Raw genomic sequence first — 18,320 nt, forward strand, 5'->3', positions numbered from 1 at the left:
CTCCCTCACCTCGCATACTTCGCAGAGGTGAGGGAGATTTTCATGACCAAAGAGATTGTTTTGATCCACGGGGCCTTTGCCGGGCCGTGGTGTATGGAAGATTACGCGGGCTTCTTCCGCGCGCGCGGCTGGACGGTACACACCCCCGCGTTGCGTTATCATGGCGGAGACCCAAAGGCCGAGCCCGATCCCGGCCTGTCCGACACCAGCGTCATGGACTACGCCGATGACATCGCCGCGTTTGTGCAGGGGTTGGACTGCAAGCCGGTGCTGCTGGGTCACGCCATCGCGGGGGTGGTGGCGCAGCAGGTCGCCTCTCGCGGGCTGGCCAGCGCGATAGTCCTGATCAACCCGAATGCGGCCTGGGGGACGTTGCCCGAAACCGATGACGAACGCGCCGTGCCGCGCGCGTTGATGGAGGGTGGGGCGTTCTGGAAACAGCCGATGCGCGTCGATTTCGACCTGATGGCCCCCTTTGCGCTCAACAAGATGCCCGAGGCGCAGCAGCACGCGGTATTCGACCAGCTCGGCCCCGAAAGCGGGCGCGTGATGTTCGAGATGTTCTTTTGGATGTTCGACGACCACCACGCGATGAAGGTGGACAGGGACAAGGTTAACTGCCCTGTTCTGATCGTCTCGGGCACCGAGGACCGGGCTGTGAACCCCAACACCTGTCGCGCGTTGGCGAAGCTGTACGGAGAGCGCGCGACCTTTCTGCCCGTGGAAAACCACGCGCATTTCCTGTTCATGGAGCCCGGCTGGAAAGGCCCGGCCGGACAGATCGCGGACTGGCTGGATCAGGCGCCGGGTGTCACCGGCTGATTTGGAAGCTGCTCTGGGGTTTCCAACTGAGCGAGCCATCGTCGTTCTTGACGCAGCGCAGCAGGTGCTCTTCGCGCGTGCTGATCGTGTCGGTCACGGTGTTGTCGCCGAAAATCACCACGAACGCGTCCATCGAATAGGCCATGCCGCCGTAATAGCAGAACCGGGTCTCGGCCCCATCCGGAATTGGCGATGCGGTGCTGAGCGTCTGCTGTGCGGTTGCTTGGCTGGCCAGCAATGCCAGCGCCAGCCCGAGGGTTAGTGTTTTCATGTCGTCCTCCCGTTCAAAATCCATTGGTCTTATTGGGTCTTGGACGCTCGAGAACCTCAAATGTCGTTCTTGAATGACGGTTTGAGGGTAAGTGTGAACGAGATCAACGGGTTAGGCAAGGGGTTTGCGGTTTGCCGGGCTGGGGGTATCTGCCCTATCAACCCAATGCATGATACAAGATATCATGCACGCGCTCGACTCTGCCCCCATGAGCGGGTGTGGGCCTCTCAAAATTTGCGAGTTGAAGGAGTTGAGTATCTACCGCAATTCTAGGAACACGACGCAGTTTGTTTAAGTTTTGTGCTAGCCTAGCGGAGTTATACGCACCTAAGTGCATTCGAGACTTTCGGGAAAAAAATTGATACCAGCCGACTGTCCTTTTTTCTCCAAAAAGACGGACAATTAGCGAAGAGAACATCGCTTCCCCTCAAACATCCAACTCCTCCACAAACCGCGCGTTCTCCTGAATGTATTGGAACCGCAGTTCGGGCTTCTTACCCATCAGACGCTCGACCAAGTCGCCGGTTTCGCCGGGTTCGTCCTCATCGATCGTGACGCGGATCAGTTTGCGGGATGCCGGGTCCATCGTGGTCTCTTTCAGGTCTTTGGCGTCCATTTCACCCAGACCCTTAAAGCGCGAGACGTCGATCTTGCCCTTGCCGCCCAGACCTTTCTCAAGCCACTCGTCCCGCTCGGCCTCGTCCAGACAGTAGACGCGCTTGGCGCCTTGGGTCAGGCGGTACAGTGGCGGGCAGGCCAGATACAGGTGGCCCGCGTCGATCATGGGCCGCATCTGGGTAAAGAAGAACGTCATCAGCAGCGAGGCGATATGCGCCCCGTCCACATCCGCGTCGGTCATGATGATGATCTTGTCATAGCGCAGGTCGTCCACGTTGAACTTGGTGCCAAGCCCCACACCCAGCGCCTGCGTCAGGTCGTTGATCTCGGCGTTCGTGCCCAGCTTGGAACTGGCCGCGCCCAGCACATTCAGGATCTTACCGCGCAGGGGCAAAAGAGCCTGCGTTTTGCGATCGCGCCCCATCTTCGCAGAGCCACCCGCCGAGTCGCCCTCGACGATGAACAGTTCCGTGCCGTCGCGAGTTGAGCTGGAACAGTCCACCAGCTTGCCGGGAAGACGAAGCTTTTTAGTGGCGGACTTGCGCTGAGTTTCCTTCTCGGCCCGTCGGCGCAGGCGTTCTTCGGCCCGCAATACGAGGAAGTCCAGAATAGCACCGGCGGATTTCGTGTCCGCGGCCAGCCAGTTGTCGAAATGGTCGCGGACCGAATTCTCGACCAGTCGCTGCGCCTCGACCGTTGCAAGGCGGTCCTTGGTCTGGCCGACAAACTCAGGCTCGCGGATGAAACACGACACCAGCGCGCAGCCGCCGGTGATCAGGTCATCGCGGGTGATCTGCGCGGCTTTCTTGTTGTTGATCAGTTCTCCATACGCCTTGATCCCCTTGAGGATCGCGGCCCAGAAGCCCGCCACGTGGGTGCCGCCCTCGGGGGTGGGGACGGTGTTACAATAGGATTGGATGAACCCGTCGCGCGAGGGCGTCCAGTTGATCGCCCATTCGACCTTGCCGGGGGTGCCGAATTTCTCGGTGAAGTCCACGGTGCCTGCAAAGGGCTGCTCGGCATAGGTGGACGAGCCGTTCATCGTTTCCTTCAGATAGTCGGACAGGCCGCCGGGGAAGTGGAACGTCGCCTCGGTCGGGGTCTCGCCGTCGTCGATGGCCGATTTCCAGCGGATTTCAACGCCCGAGAACAGGTAGGCTTTGGACCTGATGGATTTAAACAGACGCGCCGGTTTGAACTTGTGATGGCCAAAGATGTCGGCGTCCGCGTGGAAGGTCACGGTGGTGCCGCGCCGATTGGGGGCCGCGCCGACCTTTTCCACCGGGCCCAACGGGATGCCGCGCGAGAAGCGTTGTTCAAACAGCGTCTTGTCACGCGCCACCTGCACGACCATCGAATCCGACAGCGCGTTGACCACGGATGCACCCACGCCGTGCAGACCGCCCGAGGTCTGATACGCCTTGCCCGAGAATTTACCGCCCGCGTGCAGGGTGCAGAGGATGACTTCCAGCGCCGATTTGTCCGGGAACTTGGGGTGGGGGTCGATCGGAATCCCGCGCCCATTGTCGCGCACGGTCAGGGCGTAGTCTGCGTGCAGCTCGACCTCGATCCGGTTGGCGTGACCGGCCACCGCCTCGTCCATCGAGTTGTCGAGGATTTCCGCCACCATGTGGTGCAGCGCGCGCTCATCGGTGCCGCCGATATACATGCCGGGGCGTTTGCGAACGGGTTCCAGACCTTCAAGCACCTCAATCGATGAGGCGTCATAGGTGGCGGTTGCGCTGGGCGTCAACAGATCGTCGGGCATCGGTGCTGCTCTTGTTTTTGGGTTTTGCCCATTATGGCAGGTGATGTGGTCCGGGGGAAGAGGGCCGCGAGGTGTTGTGGCGACGAACTCAGGAAAGATACGCTGCTTAGGCCAATCGGGCCGCCTTTTTGAACAAGTCTAGCGCGGCTTTTCAGCGGTCAGGCATCCTCCGCCGATCCGGTGCTGTTGAACATCGCTCACGAATTTTGCGTACATTATCAGAAAGTCATCCCCTTTCGAGGGATTGCCTGCACGCTCTGCCTCGGCATCGAGGTCTTGATACATTCTCAGCCGCCTGGCCAGAATATCACCCCAAGCCTCGGTCACGTCTTTGGCGGACACTATGATAAAACCGGCGTCCTTAAGCAGCTCTTCGTATTCCGGAATGCTTAGCAGTGATTGGCAGGCAAAACGCCGCCGGTATTCTTCAAACTCCTCTTGCGGCATGGGCGTGTGCATCACCCAGTCGGTAAAGGAGAAACGGGCACCAGGGCGCAGAACGCGAAAGGCTTCGTGCAAAGTTTTGGACTTGTCGGGAACGTGCAGAAACGATTCCTGACTGACTGCTGCGTCAAACCTCCCGTCTTCAAAAGGGATGTCCATCGCACTTGCCAGAACGGGGTGGACCTGATTTGCAAGACCGACAAGGGCGTTCAACTGTTTGGCACCGTCTACCCGGTTTGGACTGATATCCACTCCGGTTACGTCAACGCCGCGCTCATTCGCGTACCAGCGCGCGGGGCCGCACAACCCAGCGCAAATATCCAGAACCCGGTCCCCGGATTGCATAAGGGTATTGTCCGCCAGCCGCGCGTTGGCTTTCAAGCCGTCGTAGTGGTCCTGATCATAGGGATAGAGGTCTTGCGGTTCGACGTCGTCCAGCGTTCCTCCGGCGCTTTTGAGCTTCGTGAGGATATGCGGCGCAGAAATCGGGTGGTCTGCGTACCACTGCGCGACTTTTTTCTCTGTGTCGTCCATCGGCTCTGGTCCTCCGTTGGGTTCAGCAACCTTACTCTGGAGTGGCGTATCGGCATAGAGGGGACGATTGCAGTAAGGGATGGCAAGCGAAAACGGGCCTGAAAGGTTCGTATTTCACCTCGCAGATTGCAGGGAACGCCTCTACGGTGAACCTGAAACAATCAGAAATTGCGCGGGGCAACATGAGCTGGATAAAGGTCATTCCGTTCGAGCAGGCGGCGGGTAGGTTAAAGAAACTCTATGATCGGGTCACCGGACCCGGAAACAACGTCGACAACATCATGATGGTACATTCCTTGCGGCCCCATTCGATGGAAGGCCACATGGCTCTGTACAAGAACGTCCTGCACCATTCGGCCAACTCGATTCCCAAGTGGTTTCTTGAAGTCCTCGGTGTGTGGGTCAGCTCCCTGAACCACTGCGCCTATTGTGTCGAGCATCATTTCAGCGGTTTGCAGCGTTTGCTGGGCGATGTTGATCGCGGCAACGCGATCCGGGTTGCGATTGAGGCCGGTACACCGGCGACCGCCCCACTGGATGCGGCTCAGATTGCGGCGATGACCTATGCACGCAAACTGACCGAAGCGCCCTCGGAAATGATCGAAGCTGATATCGAGAGTCTGCGCCGCGCAGGTTGGGATGATGGTGAGATACTCGAGATCAATCAGGTCTGTGCTTATTTCTCATACGCCAACCGAACGGTTTTGGGCCTCGGTTGTTCCACGGACGGAGATATTCTTGGACTGTCGCCCAACAACTCGGACGATCCTGCGGATTGGGGGCATCGGTGATGCGTTAGCTCTGCATCCAGTCCAGAATGGCCTGCGCCATTTCTTCGGGGCGCTGGTGGTGCAGCCAGTGATCAGTGCCGGGAATATCGATCCGCGTCAGATCAGGGGCAAAGTCTTCCAGCCCAGAGGTGGACTCGGGCAGCAGAGCTTTGTCCTCGGGTCCCCATAGCAACAGGTGGGGGCATCGGACCATCAGCCGATCCAATGGCAACGGCGGCAGATCGGTACGGGGTACTCCCGGTTCGGCTACGACCAGGGGAGACGCCCGATACCAGTTCAACATTGCCTCTAGCCTGCCAGGGCGCGCCCATTCATTACGGTAATCCTGCATGCGCTCATCCGTCAGCCAGTTCAGGCCCATGCCGTGGCGGAAAAAGCGTTCAAGCAGCGCGAAATTGTCCGCAGCGAAACGCTGTGCCGCATCCGGTGCACGCAAGTCGTTGATATATTGCGACGCTTCAGATTGCGCACCGCCTGTTGCCAGAGCACGCTGAAACGGGACCGGGTGGACACCGTTGGCGATAATCAACCTTTCAACCAGTTCCGGGCGAAACATGGCCAGCCCATAAGCCACCGACGCGCCCCAGTCGTGACCCAGTACATTGATTGGCCCGCCAAGGCTTTCAACAAGTGCGGCCATGTCGGACACTAGTTGCGACAGAGCATATTTTCCGGTTCCTTCCGGGCTCCAACTCTGGCCGTAACCCCGTTGATCGGGGGCGATGCAATAGAAATGCTCGGCCAGATGCGGGGCCAGATCACACCATGCGCCGCCGTATTCGGGGAACCCGTGCAGCATCAACATCGCGGGGTGCTCGGGGTTGCCCCAGCATCGTAGAAAAAAGCGCTGGTCGTTTAGTTTCGTGTATCTGGTTTCCATCATTGGAACCCTTTGTTGGTTAGTCGGAATTACAGCAAAAGGTGCTGCGATTTGACGCCAATCAAAGCGCATTTTTCGATCGTCTGCTAGGCGTCTCTTTGGACAGTGTAGCAAGGAGAGACTGAATGGAAACAGCGGCTCAGATCGAACAAGAAAATTCCCACATCAAAGTTGTGCCAGCTTCCAACGATGCCGAAAGCCAGCCCGCACCGGACAAGATTCGCCACGCCTTTGAGACCGGCAAATATCCCTACGACCGCAAACTGGCGCGCAAGACGTATGAGGAGCAAAAGGCACAGTTGCAGGCAGAGCTGCTGAAAGTCCAGCTATGGGCGCAGGAGACAGGCCAGCGCTTTGTCCTGCTGTTTGAAGGCCGCGACGCAGCGGGAAAGGGCGGCACGATCAAACGGTTCATGGAGCACCTGAACCCTCGGCAAGCCCGCGTCGTGGCGTTGAACAAGCCCACTTGGGAAGAAAAAGGCCAGTGGTATTACCAGCGCTATGTTCAGGAACTGCCAACGGTCGGAGAAATGGTGTTCTACGACCGCTCTTGGTACAACCGCGCGGGTGTCGAGCGGGTCATGGGTTTCTGCTCGCCGAACGAATACCTTGAGTTCATGCGCCAGACGCCGGAACTGGAGCGTATGTTGGTTCGTTCCGGTATTCAGCTCTACAAATACTGGTTTTCGGTCACGCAATCCGAACAACAGCGCCGTTTCAAAAGCCGTGAGACTGATCCTCTGAAGCAGTGGAAGCTGTCTCCTATCGATAAGGCCAGTCTCGACAAATGGGATGACTATACCGAGGCTAAAGAGGCGATGTTTTTCTACACCGACACCGCCGACGCGCCGTGGACCATCGTCAAATCAAACGACAAAAAACGCGCGAGGCTGAATTGCATGCGTCATTTCCTGTCGACGGTGGATTACCCGGACAAGGATCATGACATCGTGGGTGAGCCCGATCCGCTGATCGTCGGACAGGCCCATCACGTGATCCATCGGTCCGAGCATATTCTGGGCAACTCGCTGCACCCCGACGCACGGTAGGGGGCGCGTCCGGGGCTTAAGTCCGGCCCCGGAAATGATGTCTCATTGTGAAATATCGCTGTTCTAGTCTTGTCCCGGCCTCTGGCCGGGCATAAGGCTGGGGCAATGAACAAGGTGATGACATATCGTGGCCACTTCCGGGCCATTGCGGTGCTGGGCCTGCCGTTGATCGGCGGGCATCTGGCGCAGTTTGCTATCGGTCTGACCGATACAATCATGCTGGGCTGGTATGGGGTCGAGGCGCTGGCCGCAGTCACGCTGGCCAGCAGCTATTACTTTGTGCTGTTCCTGTTTGGCGCCGGATTCGGCTGGGCGGTTATGCCGATGGTTGCCACGGCTGCGGCAGAGGAGGACGAAACGAGTATTCGCCGCTCGACCCGTATGGGGCTGTGGCTGTCGTTGATTTACGCCGCGTTGATGATGCCGCTTATGTGGTGGTCCTACCCGATCCTGATTGCCTTGGATCAGGAACCAGAGGTGGCCAAGACCGCGTCCGAATACCTGCGGGTTGCGGGTTGGGGGCTGTTCCCGGCGCTTATCGTGATGGTGCTGAAGTCCTATCTGGCGGCGCTCGAGCGCACTCAGATCGTATTGTGGATCACCGTCACGGCTGCTGTCGTCAACGGGTTCACCAACTATGCGCTGATCTTCGGCAACTGGGGCGCGCCAGAGCTTGGCGTTATCGGTGCGGCTGTCGCCTCGGTCGTGACGCAGATCGTGTCATTGGTGTTCGTTGTAATCTATGCCGTGCGCGTTTTGCCGGAACACAGCCTGTTTCAACGCTTCTGGCGCCCGGATTGGGAGTTCTTTTTCAGCGTCCTGCGGTTGGGCGTGCCCATCGGTCTGACCACCTTGGCCGAGGTCAGCCTGTTTGCAATGTCCGCGATCATGATGGGCTGGCTGGGGCAGGTGCCGCTGGCGGCCCACGGGATCGCGCTGAACCTCGCCTCTGCCACGTTCATGGTGCATCTGGGGCTGTCCAATGCGGCCACGATCCGCGCGGGCAACGCATTGGGACGCAAAGATCGCGCGCATCTTGAAAAGGGTGCGATTGCGGTGACGGGGATGTCCTTGGTGATGTCGATCCTGACGGTGATCCTGTTCGTGACCTGCGCCGAGCCGTTGATTTCGCTGTTCATGGAACCCGATGACCCGCAGCGCTCGCAAATCCTGCTGATCGGAACTGGGCTTCTGGCGATGGCGGCACTGTTCCAACTGGTGGACGGAGCGCAGGTTATCGCGCTGGGCCTGTTGCGAGGGCTTCAGGACGCCAAGATACCGATGGTGATGGCCGGGCTCAGCTATTGGGTCATCGGGATTCCGGCGTCTTATTACTTTGGCTTTGTCCGTGGGATGGACGGCATCGGTGTTTGGCTCGGCCTCGTTCTGGGGCTGGCCTGCGCAGCCGTTCTTCTGATGGCCCGGTTCTGGCTTAGGTCCGTTCGCGAGGTTCCGATGGCCGCCAGCAATTCGGCCTGATCAGCCTTTGTCCAAGCGATCCGCCTTTTTGCGCACCAGTACCGACCGCAGATCGTGCATCGCCAGCAGCAACCGATCGGTGACGTCTTCAAGCTGTTCGTCGGTTGCCTTGGATTGCGCCCATTGCGTGGTCAGGTTCAGGTAATCGACCGCACGGTGAATGTCGTCAATATCCCGGCGGGCCAACAGCTCTTTGCGCGCGTCCATCCACCGGGCGATTTCAGCCCGATCAGCCTCGGACAGCGTCCGTTGGCCTTGCGGTTTGACCTCGCCGTTGCGGATGTTGATGACGGCAATCTGATCCATCTCGATCCGGCGCTGTCGGTTTTCAGTGTCAATTCTGAAAACCGCAGCGCCATTCTCGCGCACTCGGAAATAGTATTCAGGAAGCTCAGCAGTCATGGAACCTCCGATCAGGTCAGGGACGCGCAAAAGCGTTGAATGCGCGTGCAGGCTTCGGTCAGCGCCTCGTCCGAGGTCGCATAGCTGACGCGGAAATTCGGCGACAGGCCAAAGGCTGCGCCAAACACGACGGCAACATCCGCCTCTTGCAGAAGGGCGGTTGCAAACGCCTCGTCGTTTTCGATCACGGTACCTGCAGGTGACGTCTTGCCGATAAGCCCCGCGATGGATGGGTAGACATAGAATGCACCCTCGGGCGTTGGGCAGGTTATGCCGTCAATCTCATTCAGCATCCGCACCACCAGATCGCGGCGGCGCTTGAACGTCTCATTGTTCGGGGCCAGAAACGCCTGAGTGCCGTTCAGCGCCTCGACCGCCGCCCATTGGCTGACCGAGCAGGGGTTCGATGTCGATTGAGACTGAATCTTGCGCATTGCCGCGATCAATTCCACCGGCCCGGCCGCATAACCGATCCGCCAGCCGGTCATGGCATAGGCTTTTGACACGCCATTGCAGGTCAATGTGCGTTCGTACAGGCCCGGTTCAACCTCTGCCGGGGTGCAGAACTCGAACCCGTCATAGGCGAGGTGTTCATACATATCGTCCGACATGATCCATACATGCGGGTGGCGCATCAGCACATCGGTCAGCGCCTTCAGTTCCGCGCGGCTATATCCTGCGCCGGTCGGGTTGGACGGAGAGTTGAAGATGAACCACTTGGTCTTGGGTGTGATCGCGGCTTCAAGCTGTTCTGCGGTCAGCTTGAAGTTGTTCTCAAGCGTCGTTTCCACGACCACCGGAGTGCCACCCGCCAGCAACACCATATCGGGGTAGCTGACCCAATAGGGGGCGGGGATGACCACCTCATCGCCCTCATTCATCGTGGCCATCAGCGCGTTATAGAGCGTCTGCTTGCCGCCAGTGCCCACGGAAATCTGAGCGGGCGTATAGTCCAGCCCGTGGTCGCGCTTCATCTTGGCGCAGGCGGCTTGTTTGAGCTCGGGGATACCGTCGGGCGCTGTGTATTTGGTCTTGCCTGCAGCGATGGCCGCAACCGCCGCGTCCTTGATGTTCTGAGGGGTGTCGAAGTCCGGCTCACCCGCGCTCAGGCCAATTACATCACGCCCTGCCGCCTTGAGTTCGGCTGCCTTGGCCGTCATCGCGATGGTAGGTGATGGTTTTACGCGTGACAGTGTCGCAGACAGGAAACTCATGGGGGGCCTCGGTTTGTATGTTCAACCTGACTGTCATAGGGTGCGCCCGAATGACGATCAAGCGATATGAATTGTGGAATTGGAGAACCCGATGACTGACGAAAACGACTGGTACGGGCCGGACGCCGCGACATTCGGGGATCGTCTGGCAGGCGCTCGTGAGGCGGCTGGGATGACCCAGTCCCAAATGGCCCGCCGGTTGGGGGTGAAAAAGGCCACGATCACCGGTTGGGAAAATGACCTGTCCGAACCCAGGGCCAACCGCCTTTCGATGATAGCCGGGATGGTCAATGTCTCGATCATGTGGCTGTTGACTGGCGAAGGCGAGGGGATGGATGCACCCGTTGATCCCGACGAAGGCGCACCGGAACTCGCCGAGGTCGTGGCTGAGCTGCGCTCGATCCGAGGTGAAATGCGTGCCAGCGCCGAGCGCGCTGCGCGGCTGGAAAAACGTGTCCGTTTGATGTTGGAGCAAGGCAAGTGACCGAAACGCGAGATGTCAGGATCAAGCGGCTAAAGATGCGCTCCATGCGGCGCGGGATCAAGGAGATGGACTTGATCCTTGCCGCCTATGCAGACCGAAATCTGGCGGACATGGATTCCTCTGGCCTTGATACATATGACGCGCTGCTGCACGAAAACGATCAGGACCTGTATCAATGGGTCACGGGGCAGGTCGCCCCGCCCCCACAATTTTCCGATCTGGTATCCGATATCGCGCAAACCTTTCAAAAATGACGGAAAAGCAGCTTAACTGATTTTTCGGTTTTTCGATTCATGCTGCGTGAAACAGCGCGATTGAATCGGAGGATCGGATGAGTATCGAAATGCAGGTCTCTGCGGCCGGGGCCAAGGGTTTCATGACCAGCTACCTTGAGGCGCTCGCCTTGGTAGAACGGCTGCACCGACTGCTTTTGGATGTCATCAAGGATGAGTTTGAACGCGTCGGTGTGCTTGAGATCAATGCGGTCCAGGCGTTGTTGTTCAACATCGGGGATCACGAAGTCACCGCTGGTGAGTTGAAAAGCCGTGGATATTACCAAGGCAGCAATGTCAGCTATAACCTGAAGAAACTTGTGGAAATGGGGTATATGCACCACCAAAGGTGTGAGATCGACCGCCGCTCTGTCCGGGTGCGGTTGACCCCGCAGGGGCGGGAAATTCGTGATATTGTGTCCGAACTGTTCTCGCGCCACGCGCAAGGTCTGCAATCGCGCGGCGTTCTGGAATTTCAGGGAATCGAGGATATTACCGGCTCGTTGCGTCGGGTCGAACGTTATTGGACCGACCAAATCCGTTTTATCTATTGATCAGGGCAGCTTGATGCCGACGGCCTCTGACAGGGTCAGTCCTTCAAGCTCGCGGATCAGCTTTCGGGTCATGGCATCCTCGTAGTCTTCAAATCCCAAAGCGACTTCGACAAATGCGCCGGGGCCAAGAATTACCCATGCGGTGTAGTAGGCAGACAATTCACCGACTTGCACGTACCGCTTGTCGGAAGGGCTCTGGTCATCGACCCCGATCACCAACCCGTTGATCGTAATGCCGGAATTGGCCAGAGCGCCCTTTACCTCGCGGGGGTGAGGGCCGAGATTTTGCTTTCCGTCTCCGGATAGGTCCAGTGTTCGTTTCCAGCATTCGGTCTGCTCGGTCAGAAGTTCGGCCCCAAACTGCATTGCCGAGCCAAGCGCCGTGCCTTGCGGCGCATTGCTGCGTTTCACGTTGTTCAAAAGGGAACCAATTCGTTGCAGATCCTGTTCGGAGCGAACCTCGGTCCACTGCAATAGGATGCGTTGGTGATGAGATTCGCTCCATTCAAATATCGCCAGACGCACTGGCGCTGATATTTCAGACAGGATCAGTTGCTTGACTTCGGGCCGTTGCAACGCAGCCGCCAACCCTCCGAGCTGCAACCGGTATTCCCCGCTGTCCACCGACCCGGATACGTCCAGCCCCAACGCCAATGCCTGCCTGCACTCGGATGCGGCTGAATTGCCCAGCAGCATGAGAATGGCCGCCAGCAATCGTATCATTCATGGCCTCCACCTTGCAGCGCCCCGATTTGCAGTCCAGCCAACTCGCGCTCCAGTTTCCGGCGCATTGCACGTTCAAAGTCCTCAAAGCCTTGGGCGATTTCAAGAAACGCGCCCGGTCCGTGCAGGACGTTGTTCTCGAAAAACGGGATGAGGAACAGCTCGCCCTCGAAGTCAGCGGCATTGATGACCAGTCCGTTGACCACGATATTTTCAAACGGAAAGTGCCTGTATGCCGAGTCCGGCCCGTACCCGTCGTTGTTCGAGCCGTCGCCTGACAGGTCGATCGTTTGAAACAGACAAGCCGGAGCTTGCTGCATCAATGTTGCCCCGAACGCCAGCGCATAGCCCATTGCGGTGGCAGAGCCGCTGTCTGTTCGCACCGACCGTTGCACCGTCGTCGCGGCAGACAACAGATCGGCGCGCGTGCGGATCATTGTCCAATCGAGAATGACATGCTGCGTGCTGCGTCCGCTCCATTCGTAGACGGTTAAAGCGACGGGCATTGGTGATGAGAAAAACGCTTGGGTCACCTCTGGCGCGATCAATGCCGCAGCCAAGCCTTGGCGCTGCAATGCGTCCTCGTCGGCGTCAACCGAAGTGGAAATGTCCATTGCCAATGCCAGGGCGAGGCGACACGTCTCGGCCCGCAGGGGGCTGGCCATGATGGCCAGGCCCAGAGTTGTCAGCCAGCGGATCACCAGTGGCCAGTGCTATCCATGCTGGCCCAAGGTTCCGCAGGTTCCAGAGCCTCGCCGTTCTGAAGCAGCTCGACCGAAATATTATCGGGCGAGCGTATGAACGCCATTCTTCCGTCGCGCGGAGGTCGGTTGATGACGACTCCGTTGTCCTGCAGGTGCTGACACACCTCGTAGATATTGTCGACGCCATAGGCGAGGTGCCCAAAGTGGCGGCTGTCGCTGGGCAGTTCATCATCACCATCCCAGTTGTGCGTCAGTTCAATCGGTCGGTCCTCCTGCCCGGGAGGAGCCATGAATATCAGGGAAAAACGTCCGGCCTCGCTGTCGTAGCGCCGTGTTTCCTTCAGCCCCAGCAACTCATAGAATGCCATGGATTTTTCCAGGTCTTTAACACGCACCATGGTGTGGAGGTATGTAAGCCCCATTGCGGCTTCCTTTCTATTTCGGTGATAGTCAGCAGCTTAGCGCGCAGACCAAGAGTGTCGAGAGGTCGCACGAGCACATTTTTAAGTTTGCGGGCCAAGGCGCACATATCGCGGTTCCGGTCATTGGATTGTCGAGATATAGTTGTCCGCGACTCATTGCTGGAAAGGAAAATTCATGCCGCTGTCCTCTGACCAACTGGCCGAGATCGAAGCGCAACGGGCGCAATCGCATCCAACACGCCGCGTTGTGGCAGCGGGAATGGAGGATCATCTATACACCGCGCATCAAGTGCTGGACCACGGTTTCGTGCGCGTTATCGACTATATGGGAGACGACGCGGCAATCTGTCAGGCCGCTCGCGTATCTTATGGCAAGGGCACCAAGTCGGTTCAAAACGACGAGGGTTTGATCCGCTATCTTATGCGCCATTGGCATTCGACCCCGTTTGAGATGTGCGAGATCAAGCTGCACGTCAAATTGCCAGTATTCGTAGCGCGACAGTGGATTCGTCATCGTACGGCCAACGTGAACGAATACTCGGCGCGTTACTCGATCCTCGACCGAGAGTTCTATATCCCGGCACCGGACCATGTGGCCGCGCAATCCGAGGTGAACAACCAGGGCCGGGGTGATGCGCTTCAGGGTGAAGAGGCCGCGCGTGTGCTGGAGATTCTAAAGGCGGATAGCGCGCGCTGTTATGACAACTACGAGGCGATGATCAACCAAGACGGTCAGCAAGGGTTGGCGCGTGAACTCGCGCGAATGAACTTGCCTGCAAATATCTACACCCAGTGGTACTGGAAGGTTGATCTTCACAACCTGTTCCACTTTCTGCGTCTGCGTGCTGATCCGCATGCGCAGTATGAAATCCGTGTCTATGCCGACACCATGTGCAAGATCGTCGCCGACTGGGTGCCATTTGCCTATCGTGCGTTTGAAGACTACCGTCTGGGTGCTGTAAACCTGTCCGCACAGATGGTTGACTGCCTGCGCAGAATGCTGTCGGGCGAGGCTGTGACGCAGGAAAACTCAGGCATGACTGCGCGGGAATGGCGCGAGTTTGAAGGCGTCATTCGGAAAGGGTGATACCCCATTAAGGCATATCGTTTGTCTATACATTTTGTCGTGACCCTGCTACACTTGGGTCATGACGTTTTCCACCGGCTTTAGATATGCGTGCGCTGCGTTTCTGCTGGCGACTCCGGCTCAGTCCAAATCACCAATCGCTGAGGTGATCTGTGAACCGACACAAAGAATGTACGACAAGTTGACTGGTCAATTCGGGGCAACGCGCGAGGCGACGGGCCTACGCGGGCCAGAGCAGTTGATGGAGGTCTGGACCAGCAAATCCGGCGATTGGACGATGGTTGTCACGTATTCAACCGGAACGTCATGCATCGTGGCAATGGGTCAAAACTGGCATGCTCGTGCCGACGAGAAACCGGCGCGAGGGTAAGGTGACACACCTTAAGGGGCGGTCAACGGCCGGAAATTAGCCGTTGGCCTGTTTTTTAGTTCCCGCAATAACCGGGGAAATCAAAGCGGCTTCAAATCAGCGGCCATTTGGCGGCCGTCACGTCCGTCTTGCAGCTCGTACGAGATTTTCTGATTGTCAGCGAGCCCGGTCAGACCGGACCGTTCTACGGCCGAGATATGAACAAATACGTCCTTGCCACCTTCATCAGGGGCAATAAACCCGTAGCCTTTAGTGGTATTAAACCATTTCACGGTGCCAGTTGGCATTTCCCGTGTCTCCTTCTACTTACACGTTGTCCCACAAATCGGTGGGGGTAGTGATTGACGCGACCGCAACTCATCACCGTATCGCCCACACGCCACGGCCCGAATTGCGCATTTCGTCTTTTTCAACATTGCACGGTGAAGTAAAAAATCAAGAAATACCGATAGAAGCAGGCAAAAATGCTAAAAATTAGCACAATTACAGGAGTTGCCAATAAATGCGCCTATTTGGCCTAAAGACGTGCGATACATGCCGTAAGGCATTGAAATCGCTACCTTCTGCCGATTTTGTTGACGTTCGCGCCGAGGGTGTGCCCGAGCCAGTGCTAAAAAAGGCACTGGATCAGTTCGGCGAGGCTTTGCTCAATACACGCTCTACAACCTGGCGTGGTCTGGACCAAGAACAGCGTGCGCGGCCCGTGTTAGAGCTGTTACAGGATCATCCGACCCTTATGAAACGCCCCCTGATCGAGAGCGAGGGCGCGCTATTTCTGGGCTGGACGCCGGAAACGAGGTCGGGGCTTGGCGTATCCTGAATGCGTACCTATCTGCTTTGACGCAAGAATGAGGACAAAAGATGCGTAATGCAGCGATGATTTTGGGTGTGATTGCCGGACTGATCGGTATGATTGTCGGCTTTTTTGGCTATGGGTATGTTGAGCTGATAGACCGGTTCGGCGAAGTCGAGGGGCTGGCAGAGCAGGTAGACAACGCTCAGCTAATCCAAGCCATGTCCATTATTGCGCCCCTGTTGGCAATCGCGGGCGGGGCCATGGCGCATGCGCGGGCCTTGTTCGGTGGGGTTTTGCTGCTGATCTCAGCGGCTGGGATGTACTATGCCTTCGGGTTCAATGCGTTCACCATGTTCCCGGTGGCGTTTGCCGCAGTTGCGGGCCTCCTTGGGCTGGCCGCGGGTAAACCGGACGAGCCCAAGGCGCATTTCTAGATCACTTCAGGCGCAGGAGACGATCCAGCGATATCGGCCCCGCGCCGTTGATGACGATCACCAGAAACAGAAACGTCCACATGACGCGCTGGTCCAGAAGGGTAACGGCATTGTCGAACAATCCGCCCAGTTTCACGCCGTGGCCGGTCACATCGACAATGGTTTGAACCCACACAAACCCGATCATGGCGAGTGCGGCGACCCGCGTCAGCAGACCTATCAGCAGCAGAACGGGCAGAACAAACTCGGCAACCGTTCCCAGGAAGATCACAATGCGCTGGAAAAAGGTCATCTGGGTGACGTCATACAGCACCGCTTCGGCCGCCTTGGGGAATATTTGGCCGAAGGCTCCGGCCGATGGTGTAAAGATCGACCCGTCGATTTTCAGGGTTGCCGAATTCCAGTAGTAGACAAACAAGACAGCAACAAAAACCAACCGGGCAAGCGTCGGGGTCAGCCAGTTGGCTGAACTGTCCAGCCGTCCCAGAACGTTGTTGTGAAAAGAGATCAGGGCAGTCATTGTGCCAGCCTTTCGATAGTCACAGAAGTAACAGCGCCACCTTGCAGCAGCAGCGCCAGAGTGGTCCCGAGGTCAAACTCGGGGGTGGTTGCAGAGGTGTTTTCAAACGCCTGGCCAATCGTCAAACCGGCCATCATACCCGCAATCCAATCCGCGCCGCCGACAGGTAATAAATGTGGCGCGGGATCGAATTCCGGCCGTGTGACCAAAACGTCTTCGCCAACGGCCTGAGGTTTCGGGGCGTTGTCTTGCGTGTTGAAGCGCCAGATCGAGAAAATCGGCCAATCGGATCGGATAACTTTCATCGACGGCGCAAAACCCAGTTTCGCCCGCATGACTTCTTCAGGCGAAACAGACAGCGCCTCGGCGTCGACTGCATTGCTGTCGGCCGCGTGGTATGAGCTGCGCAGCGCCAACTCTAACCGGGCGACATCCGCAAGGTAGCCAAGATGAGACAACTGCTCCATTTCGGCTAGGAACTGAGGAAACGCCTCGCCGTAGAACATCATCATCGGTGTCGAAGGAGGGTGCTTGCGCAGGAACAGCCCCGACAAACCGTCCATGTTCTGAGTACCCAGCAGGCTGGTGATCACCGGAAACGCCTGATGCATGGCTTCGGTCAGTGAAACGGCGACATTGTTGCGATAGACACTGAACCGGCGACCCGCCGCGCGTTCTGCCGCGTCTGTCAGCCCGTCAGGGACCGGCGCGGACGGATCCAGAAGGGCCGCGCGAAATGCTGTCTGCGAGACGCTCATGCCGGTATGCGGTCCAATGCCGCTTGTGCCCGCACTGCCTCGGCCCGGAGAACGGGCCAGTCAGGTACGTCTGTGTCCCATTCGATCAAAACGGGTTTGTGGCCGGATCGCTCTAGCACGTAGTCGAGCAACGCCCACACCGGATCGACAACTTCGCGCCCGTGACTGTCGATCAGCAGAGGGTGGCCAAAATCATCTTCGTCCTCATCATGTCCGCCAAGGTGAACCTCTCCTACTTTGTCCAGAGGGTAGGCGTCGATATAACCTTGCGGAGAAAAATCCAGATTGGTCGCTGAGACGAAAACGTTGTTCACGTCCAACAACAGACCACACCCGGTGCGGCGGGCAATTTCGCGTAGAAATTCAGGCTCGGACCAAGTGCTTTCCCCGAAAGCCAGATAGCTTGACGGGTTTTCCAGCAACATTTGCCGCCCGACAACATGCTGCACCTGATCGATATGTTCGCACACGCGGGTCAACGTCGCGTCGGTATATGGCAGGGGCAGAAGGTCGTTCAGAAAATGGCTGTCATGAGTAGACCACGCCAAATGCTCGGAAAAACTTGCGGGGTTGAGCCATCCTACGAGATGCTTCAACCGGGCGAGATGGTCGGGGTCCAACGCCCCTTCGCCGCCGATCGACAGACCGACACCATGAACTGAAATGGGGAATTTTTCCGAAAGGTGGCGGAGCTGCGCAAGGGGACGACCGCCGTCGCCCATGTAATTTTCGGCGTGAATCTCAAGCCATGCGACGGGGCTTGCGTCTTCCAGAATCTGGGGAAAATGCTGGGGCTTGTAGCCGACGCCGGGCGCAGCAGGCAGCCTGTTGGATCGGATTGCGTTGTCCAGCATGTGAATTCCCCCGGTCACGAAAAAGAGGCGGGCGTTTTGGCCCGCCCCTCGAATTCATCTTGGCTCAGGC

At 57.9% G+C, this 18,320-nt stretch carries 24 protein-coding genes; 11 read left to right on the plus strand and 13 right to left on the minus strand.

The features are described from left to right. Positions 1 to 42 precede the first annotated feature (42 nt). Positions 43 to 822, plus strand: coding sequence for an alpha/beta fold hydrolase (locus ACR0KS_RS06835; protein WP_170565211.1), 780 nt, complete (start codon positions 43 to 45; stop codon positions 820 to 822). Here ACR0KS_RS06835 and ACR0KS_RS06840 read toward each other — a convergent pair. From ACR0KS_RS06840 to ACR0KS_RS06850, 3 genes are all read right to left on the minus strand, one after another. Further along, complete coding sequence (locus ACR0KS_RS06840; RefSeq protein WP_170486402.1) at positions 812 to 1,093, minus strand: hypothetical protein; 282 nt, start codon at positions 1,091 to 1,093, stop codon at positions 812 to 814. The genes ACR0KS_RS06835 and ACR0KS_RS06840 overlap by 11 nt on opposite strands. A gap of 427 nt (positions 1,094 to 1,520) precedes the next feature. Then, positions 1,521 to 3,479 carry a DNA topoisomerase IV subunit B gene (parE, locus tag ACR0KS_RS06845; RefSeq protein WP_170382471.1) on the minus strand — a complete coding sequence of 653 codons (1,959 nt, stop codon included), beginning with the start codon at positions 3,477 to 3,479 and terminating at the stop codon, positions 1,521 to 1,523. Between the two features lie 138 nt (positions 3,480 to 3,617). Next, the gene (locus tag ACR0KS_RS06850; RefSeq protein ID WP_170565208.1) at positions 3,618 to 4,457 is read right to left on the minus strand and encodes a class I SAM-dependent methyltransferase; all 840 of its coding nucleotides are present in this window, start codon (positions 4,455 to 4,457) and stop codon (positions 3,618 to 3,620) included. A gap of 182 nt (positions 4,458 to 4,639) precedes the next feature. On the opposite strand from ACR0KS_RS06850, the gene ACR0KS_RS06855 reads away from it, so the two are divergent. After that, a complete protein-coding gene (locus ACR0KS_RS06855; RefSeq protein WP_170565205.1) occupies positions 4,640 to 5,248 on the plus strand; it encodes a peroxidase-related enzyme in 609 nt (202 codons plus the stop codon). 4 nt (positions 5,249 to 5,252) lie between these two features. Here ACR0KS_RS06855 and ACR0KS_RS06860 read toward each other — a convergent pair whose 3' ends face one another. Further along, positions 5,253 to 6,128 carry an alpha/beta fold hydrolase gene (locus ACR0KS_RS06860; RefSeq protein ID WP_170565954.1) on the minus strand — a complete coding sequence of 292 codons (876 nt, stop codon included), beginning with the start codon at positions 6,126 to 6,128 and terminating at the stop codon, positions 5,253 to 5,255. 125 nt (positions 6,129 to 6,253) lie between these two features. Between ACR0KS_RS06860 and ppk2 the strand changes: the two genes are divergently transcribed. Beyond that, on the plus strand, positions 6,254 to 7,177 hold the full coding sequence (gene ppk2 / locus ACR0KS_RS06865) for a polyphosphate kinase 2 (RefSeq protein ID WP_170565203.1): 924 nt from the start codon (positions 6,254 to 6,256) through the stop codon (positions 7,175 to 7,177). Positions 7,178 to 7,282: 105 nt separating this feature from the next. Continuing rightward, a complete protein-coding gene (locus ACR0KS_RS06870) occupies positions 7,283 to 8,656 on the plus strand; it encodes an MATE family efflux transporter (RefSeq protein ID WP_170565200.1) in 1,374 nt (457 codons plus the stop codon). Here ACR0KS_RS06870 and ACR0KS_RS06875 read toward each other — a convergent pair whose 3' ends face one another. Both ACR0KS_RS06875 and ACR0KS_RS06880 read right to left on the minus strand, forming a co-directional pair. After that, positions 8,657 to 9,058 (minus strand): hypothetical protein, encoded by a 402-nt coding sequence (locus tag ACR0KS_RS06875; RefSeq protein ID WP_170480910.1) that lies wholly within the window; start codon positions 9,056 to 9,058, stop codon positions 8,657 to 8,659. Between the two features lie 11 nt (positions 9,059 to 9,069). After that, positions 9,070 to 10,272 (minus strand): pyridoxal phosphate-dependent aminotransferase, encoded by a 1,203-nt coding sequence (locus ACR0KS_RS06880; RefSeq protein ID WP_170565197.1) that lies wholly within the window; start codon positions 10,270 to 10,272, stop codon positions 9,070 to 9,072. 91 nt (positions 10,273 to 10,363) lie between these two features. Here ACR0KS_RS06880 and ACR0KS_RS06885 point away from each other — a divergent pair, with 91 nt between their 5' ends. The 3 genes from ACR0KS_RS06885 (at position 10,364) to ACR0KS_RS06895 (ending at position 11,582) form a co-directional block, all read left to right on the plus strand. Further along, positions 10,364 to 10,756 carry a helix-turn-helix domain-containing protein gene (locus ACR0KS_RS06885; RefSeq protein ID WP_170415450.1) on the plus strand — a complete coding sequence of 131 codons (393 nt, stop codon included), beginning with the start codon at positions 10,364 to 10,366 and terminating at the stop codon, positions 10,754 to 10,756. Continuing rightward, positions 10,753 to 11,010, plus strand: coding sequence for a succinate dehydrogenase assembly factor 2 (locus ACR0KS_RS06890; protein ID WP_170480916.1), 258 nt, complete (start codon positions 10,753 to 10,755; stop codon positions 11,008 to 11,010). Before ACR0KS_RS06885 ends, ACR0KS_RS06890 begins: the two co-directional genes overlap by 4 nt. Before the next feature lie 77 nt (positions 11,011 to 11,087). Continuing rightward, positions 11,088 to 11,582 carry a winged helix DNA-binding protein gene (locus ACR0KS_RS06895; protein WP_170565193.1) on the plus strand — a complete coding sequence of 165 codons (495 nt, stop codon included), beginning with the start codon at positions 11,088 to 11,090 and terminating at the stop codon, positions 11,580 to 11,582. On the opposite strand, the gene ACR0KS_RS06900 is transcribed toward ACR0KS_RS06895, so the two are convergent. From ACR0KS_RS06900 to ACR0KS_RS06910, 3 genes are read right to left on the minus strand one after another with little or no spacing between them, the layout of a single operon-like run. After that, a complete protein-coding gene (locus ACR0KS_RS06900) occupies positions 11,583 to 12,305 on the minus strand; it encodes a DUF1194 domain-containing protein (RefSeq protein ID WP_170565190.1) in 723 nt (240 codons plus the stop codon). Continuing rightward, positions 12,302 to 13,006 (minus strand): DUF1194 domain-containing protein, encoded by a 705-nt coding sequence (locus ACR0KS_RS06905; protein ID WP_480693156.1) that lies wholly within the window; start codon positions 13,004 to 13,006, stop codon positions 12,302 to 12,304. Before ACR0KS_RS06905 ends, ACR0KS_RS06900 begins: the two co-directional genes overlap by 4 nt. After that, a complete protein-coding gene (locus ACR0KS_RS06910; protein ID WP_170382494.1) occupies positions 13,003 to 13,431 on the minus strand; it encodes a VOC family protein in 429 nt (142 codons plus the stop codon). The genes ACR0KS_RS06905 and ACR0KS_RS06910 overlap by 4 nt, the downstream gene beginning before the upstream one ends. Positions 13,432 to 13,606: 175 nt before the next feature. Between ACR0KS_RS06910 and thyX the strand changes: the two genes are divergently transcribed. Both thyX and ACR0KS_RS06920 read left to right on the plus strand, forming a co-directional pair. Next, positions 13,607 to 14,518 carry an FAD-dependent thymidylate synthase gene (gene thyX / locus ACR0KS_RS06915; protein WP_170565187.1) on the plus strand — a complete coding sequence of 304 codons (912 nt, stop codon included), beginning with the start codon at positions 13,607 to 13,609 and terminating at the stop codon, positions 14,516 to 14,518. Between the two features lie 61 nt (positions 14,519 to 14,579). After that, a complete protein-coding gene (locus ACR0KS_RS06920; protein WP_170565184.1) occupies positions 14,580 to 14,888 on the plus strand; it encodes a hypothetical protein in 309 nt (102 codons plus the stop codon). 80 nt (positions 14,889 to 14,968) lie between these two features. Here the strand turns inward: ACR0KS_RS06920 and ACR0KS_RS06925 are convergent, their stop codons facing one another. Beyond that, positions 14,969 to 15,175: a cold-shock protein gene (locus tag ACR0KS_RS06925; RefSeq protein ID WP_170382500.1), complete on the minus strand. Its 207-nt coding sequence runs from the start codon at positions 15,173 to 15,175 to the stop codon at positions 14,969 to 14,971. A 215-nt stretch (positions 15,176 to 15,390) separates the two neighbouring features. On the opposite strand from ACR0KS_RS06925, the gene ACR0KS_RS06930 reads away from it, so the two are divergent. Further along, a complete protein-coding gene (locus tag ACR0KS_RS06930) occupies positions 15,391 to 15,708 on the plus strand; it encodes an ArsC/Spx/MgsR family protein (protein WP_170415444.1) in 318 nt (105 codons plus the stop codon). 41 nt (positions 15,709 to 15,749) lie between these two features. Then, the gene (locus ACR0KS_RS06935) at positions 15,750 to 16,118 is read left to right on the plus strand and encodes a hypothetical protein (protein ID WP_170382527.1); all 369 of its coding nucleotides are present in this window, start codon (positions 15,750 to 15,752) and stop codon (positions 16,116 to 16,118) included. A gap of 1 nt (position 16,119) precedes the next feature. Here ACR0KS_RS06935 and ACR0KS_RS06940 read toward each other — a convergent pair whose 3' ends face one another. The 3 genes from ACR0KS_RS06940 to bufB are packed head-to-tail and all read right to left on the minus strand — an operon-like array spanning position 16,120 to position 18,250. Further along, complete coding sequence (locus tag ACR0KS_RS06940) at positions 16,120 to 16,638, minus strand: DoxX family membrane protein (RefSeq protein ID WP_170480926.1); 519 nt, start codon at positions 16,636 to 16,638, stop codon at positions 16,120 to 16,122. After that, complete coding sequence (locus ACR0KS_RS06945; protein WP_170565181.1) at positions 16,635 to 17,396, minus strand: HvfC/BufC N-terminal domain-containing protein; 762 nt, start codon at positions 17,394 to 17,396, stop codon at positions 16,635 to 16,637. The genes ACR0KS_RS06940 and ACR0KS_RS06945 overlap by 4 nt, the downstream gene beginning before the upstream one ends. After that, the gene (gene bufB, locus ACR0KS_RS06950; RefSeq protein WP_170565178.1) at positions 17,393 to 18,250 is read right to left on the minus strand and encodes an MNIO family bufferin maturase; all 858 of its coding nucleotides are present in this window, start codon (positions 18,248 to 18,250) and stop codon (positions 17,393 to 17,395) included. The genes ACR0KS_RS06945 and bufB overlap by 4 nt, the downstream gene beginning before the upstream one ends. Positions 18,251 to 18,320: the final 70 nt, after the last annotated feature.

This window comes from Ruegeria sp. BC7, from assembly GCF_056539165.1.